General features: G+C 29.8%; 4 protein-coding genes and 1 pseudogene. All 5 read left to right on the top strand.

Annotated features, from left to right (window positions below; all coding sequences use genetic code 11):
- A partial coding sequence (locus VIM70_RS11175; protein WP_331945840.1) for a hypothetical protein occupies positions 1 to 188 on the top strand: 188 nt, incomplete at its 5' end.
- Between the two features lie 89 nt (positions 189 to 277).
- Positions 278 to 526, top strand: coding sequence for an SHOCT domain-containing protein (locus tag VIM70_RS11170; RefSeq protein WP_331945839.1), 249 nt, complete (start codon positions 278 to 280; stop codon positions 524 to 526).
- Positions 527 to 1123: 597 nt separating this feature from the next.
- Entirely contained in the window at positions 1124 to 1447 is a 324-nt protein-coding gene (locus VIM70_RS11165) for a rhodanese-like domain-containing protein (RefSeq protein ID WP_331945838.1), read from the top strand.
- A gap of 95 nt (positions 1448 to 1542) precedes the next feature.
- A pseudogene (locus tag VIM70_RS11160) lies at positions 1543 to 3498 on the top strand (CoA-disulfide reductase); the annotation flags it as partial.
- Positions 3499 to 3847: 349 nt separating this feature from the next.
- Positions 3848 to 4060 (top strand): metalloregulator ArsR/SmtB family transcription factor (locus VIM70_RS11155; RefSeq protein WP_331945837.1); only part of this gene is annotated, 213 nt, incomplete at its 3' end.

Here is a 4060-nt window from a genome sequence, read left to right as displayed (position 1 = left end):
CCACTGTCCACTTGACAGGGTGCAGTTCATTATATGTTACATTTAGCTTATTTTTTGATGTAATTGAAATACAGAAAATAAGGACATCTAATTTCATACTCAGCATAAACAATAACAGCTATACTGATTTTTTATTTCCATTCCATAGTACAAAGGCATTCAGCATAATAAAGGTTATATTGAATTAAAAGAATAAACCATCTGGTGAATATAACTATTTATAATACTATTTAGATAGTATACTAAATATATATAAATAAAGGTGGTGTTTAGATTTATGGGAATGAGATTCAATGGAATGCAAGGAATAAGTCAGTTTAGTGGTGCCTATGGCCCTTGGATTATTATAGCGATGGTTTTAAAAATTGTAATTTTAGTTTCAATTATATTCATCGCATATAGGATAATTAAAAAACATAATTTCCATAGCATATCAGCAATTAAGATCCTTGATGAACGATATGCAAAAGGCGAAATTGAAGAGGATGAATATTTAAACAGAAAAAAAATACTTAAACAGAAATAAATACTACCCAAAAGAAAAACAGATCGTGAAATTAATATTTCACGATCTCATTCTATAATCTTCACTTTCGAATACTCGAATAAAAATAAACATACTGTAAATTGGAGCGCAGTATGTTTATTTTTAGTTGTATGCTTTTCATGCGATTGTAATAAATATAGTTGGGTTATTGTGATTACTTTGTCCGCCTACTTTTTGAGTATAAGTGACAACTTATACTCCATATAAAAGACGTTGCGATAGGAACCAAAATTTAATTAAAAGAAGTATACAAGAAATTAGGAATTTCCGTAAACAGTACCAGAAGATACTAAATAAAAGGAGGTAATCAACTTCGTAGAAGGATTTGAGGTGGAAGAGTCTAAAGAAAAATTATAATAATTTAATGAGTTGATACACAGATAAATTTCGTGTATCACTTTTCTATTTAAAGGTTAATAATAAATAAAATTTAATTTATTATTTCTATTGATTTTAAATTTATATGTGTTATTATATTGTTATATCGTAATAATGAGATATAACAGTGATAGCAATAGTAATAATAAGAATATAGCAAGAATGTATGTAAATTATATCTTCTAAGGAGGCAAAATCATGTTTATTTCAAAGAGCAAAAATGTAAGTGCTGAAGAGGCTTATAGGCTTATAAGCGATGATAAAGAATTTTTTATTTTAGATGTAAGAACCAAAGAAGAATATGATAATGGTCACATTAAAGGAGCAAAACTTGTTCCTGTTCAGATTCTTCCTATGAAAATTACTGAACTTAGTAAATATAAAGATAAGCCAATACTTGTTTATTGTGCATCAGGTGGAAGAAGCCCTAGCGCAGTGACTATTTTGGCAAACAATGATTTTAAAAATATTTACCATCTAAGTCGTGGAATAGCATCGTGGAGATACAATTTAGTAAGGTAATGCTCAAATAAAATTAACTTGTAATTAAGTATAAAATTAAAGTGAAAGAATAATAAAGTTAATAAAATAATTAAAAAATGCAAGGAGGAATATATATGATAAAAAAAGTATTGATTGTAGGTGGTGTAGCTGGTGGAGCTACAGCCGCTGCCAGGTTACGACGACTAGATGAAAATGCAGAAATAATTATGTTTGAAAGAGATGAATACATTTCTTTTGCAAATTGTGGGTTACCTTATTATATTGGTGATGTAATTAAAGAAAGAGATAAGCTTTTAGTACAAACACCTGAGAGTATGAAAGCAAGATTTAATATTGATGTAAGAATTAACAGTGAAGTAACTTCCATTGACACGATAAAAAAGGTTGTAACAGTTAAAAGTAAAACTAAAGGCACCTATGAAGAAAGCTATGACTATTTAGTGCTATCACCAGGAGCAAAATCAAAAAAAACTGATATAGAAGGTATAAGCAGTAAAAGAGTATTTACATTAAGAAATATACCAGATACTGATAATATAAAAACATATGTGGATAAAAAAGATATTAATAGTGTTGTAGTTATTGGTGGAGGATATATTGGTGTGGAAATGGCTGAGAATTTAAGGGAAAGGGGCCTTAAGGTTACTTTAGTACAATCACCTGCTCATTTAATGCCGCCTTTCGATACAGATATTGTTGTAGGGATTGAAAAGGAATTATCAGATAACGGTGTGGAAATAATTTTAAAAGATGGAGCAAAAGCTTTTAAAGATACAGAAAATGGTGTTGAGATAACTTTAAGGAGTGGTCTATTATTAAGTGCTGATATGGTTATTTTTGCAGTGGGAGTAACCCCTGATACTGAATTTTTAAAAGATAGCGGAATAGAATTTGGACCTAAAGGGCACATAATAGTAAATGACAAAATGGAAACATCTGCTTCTAATGTATTTGCAGTTGGTGATGCTATAGAAATAGTTGATTTTGTAAATCAGCAAAAATCAGCAATTCCACTAGCAGGCCCAGCAAATAAGCAAGGTAGAATAGCAGCAGATAATATAGCTGGTCTTGGAACTACGTATAAGGGAACTCAAGGTACTTCAATTATAAAGGTATTTGGTTTAACTGCTGCAAGTACAGGTAATAATGAAAAAACTTTAACAAGACTTAGTATTCCTTATAAAGTTATATTTGTTCACCCAGTAAGCCATGCTTCATATTACCCTGATGCGCTTTCAATGACATTAAAACTAATTTTTAATGAAGAAGGCAAAATTCTTGGAGCTCAAGGTGTAGGTTATGACGGAGTGGACAAGAGAATAGATATAATTGCTACAGTTATTCGCTTGGGAGGAACAGTTACCGATTTAACAGAACTTGAGCTTTGCTATGCTCCACCTTACTCATCAGCTAAGGATCCAGTAAACATGGCAGGATATGTTGCTGAAAATCTATTAGCGGGAAGAGTGGATGTACTGACCTCGAATCAGTTTATGGCTTATGACAAAGAAAATACAATAATGCTCGATGTACGTACGGAGATAGAATACAATAATGGGCATATTAAAGATGCTATAAATATACCTGTAGATAGTTTAAGAGAAAAAATGGGTGAACTCGATAAAAATAAAGTAATACTTGAATACTGCCAAGTAGGTCTAAGAGGATATGTAGCATCTAGAATTTTAACTCAAAAGGGATTCAAAGTTAAAAACTTAACTGGAGGATATAAGTCAGTTTCAAATTTAAATTATAAGCTAAAAAAGGCTTATATTAGTGATAAAGAAAAAATGCCTAGATTAGATCCTGATACTCAAGTTATTAAGAACACCATAGATAAAGGCATTGATAATTATGATAAAACGCTGGATGTTTGTGGTTTGTGTTGTCCTGGACCACTTACTCAAGTTCAATCTAATGTCGATGAATTAAATGAAGGACAAATATTAAAAGTTACAGCAACAGATAATGGCTTTTATGAGGACATTAAATCTTGGTGTGATAAAACAAATAATGAATTAATTGATTTATCAAAAGAAAAAGGTAAGGTTTCAGCATTTATAAAGAAAGGGGTGTAATACAATCAATATAAATATTTTTTTTAGATATAGTGGGAAAACAATAAAATAATAAAATATGAGTTATTTTGAATTAAATAAAAAGCACGAATTTTTAATTGGTATGCATCAGTTAAAATTTTCGTGCATCTTTTTTTGTCGAAAAGTTATAAATAAATATTAATTAAATTTGATATTTCTATTGCTTTTTATTTTATATGTGTTATTATATTGTTATATCTTAATATTAGGATATAACAATAAACATAAAAATAATTACCGCTTAGAAATGAGATATGTTCTTGGATATACATTTTAACTAGAGAATGCTCAGATAAAAATCCAGGAGAGAGGAAAATCTATGGATACAGATTATATGAAATATAGTGAAATTACGGAGATTTTAAAAGTATTAGCACATCCTATTAGATTATGTATAGTAAAAGGTATATTAGATCAAGGTCAATGCAATGTTAGTCACATGCAGACTTGTCTAAAGATTCCTCAATCTACTGTTTCTCAACATCTACAGAAGTTAAGATATGCTGGTGTAATAGAGGGCAATCGAAAGGGC

It is taken from the genome of Clostridium sp., assembly GCF_036569345.1.
Classification (GTDB): Bacteria; Bacillota; Clostridia; order Clostridiales; family Clostridiaceae; genus Clostridium_AD.
This window is presented reverse-complemented; position numbering and strand designations above follow the sequence as displayed.

Bases quoted from the DNA above. Each gene is read 5' to 3' on its own strand.
- VIM70_RS11170 (WP_331945839.1), top strand. From the start codon at position 278: ATGGGAATGAGATTCAATGGAATGCAAGGAATAAGTCAGTTTAGTGGT.
- VIM70_RS11165 (WP_331945838.1), top strand. From the start codon at position 1,124: ATGTTTATTTCAAAGAGCAAAAATGTAAGTGCTGAAGAGGCTTATAGG.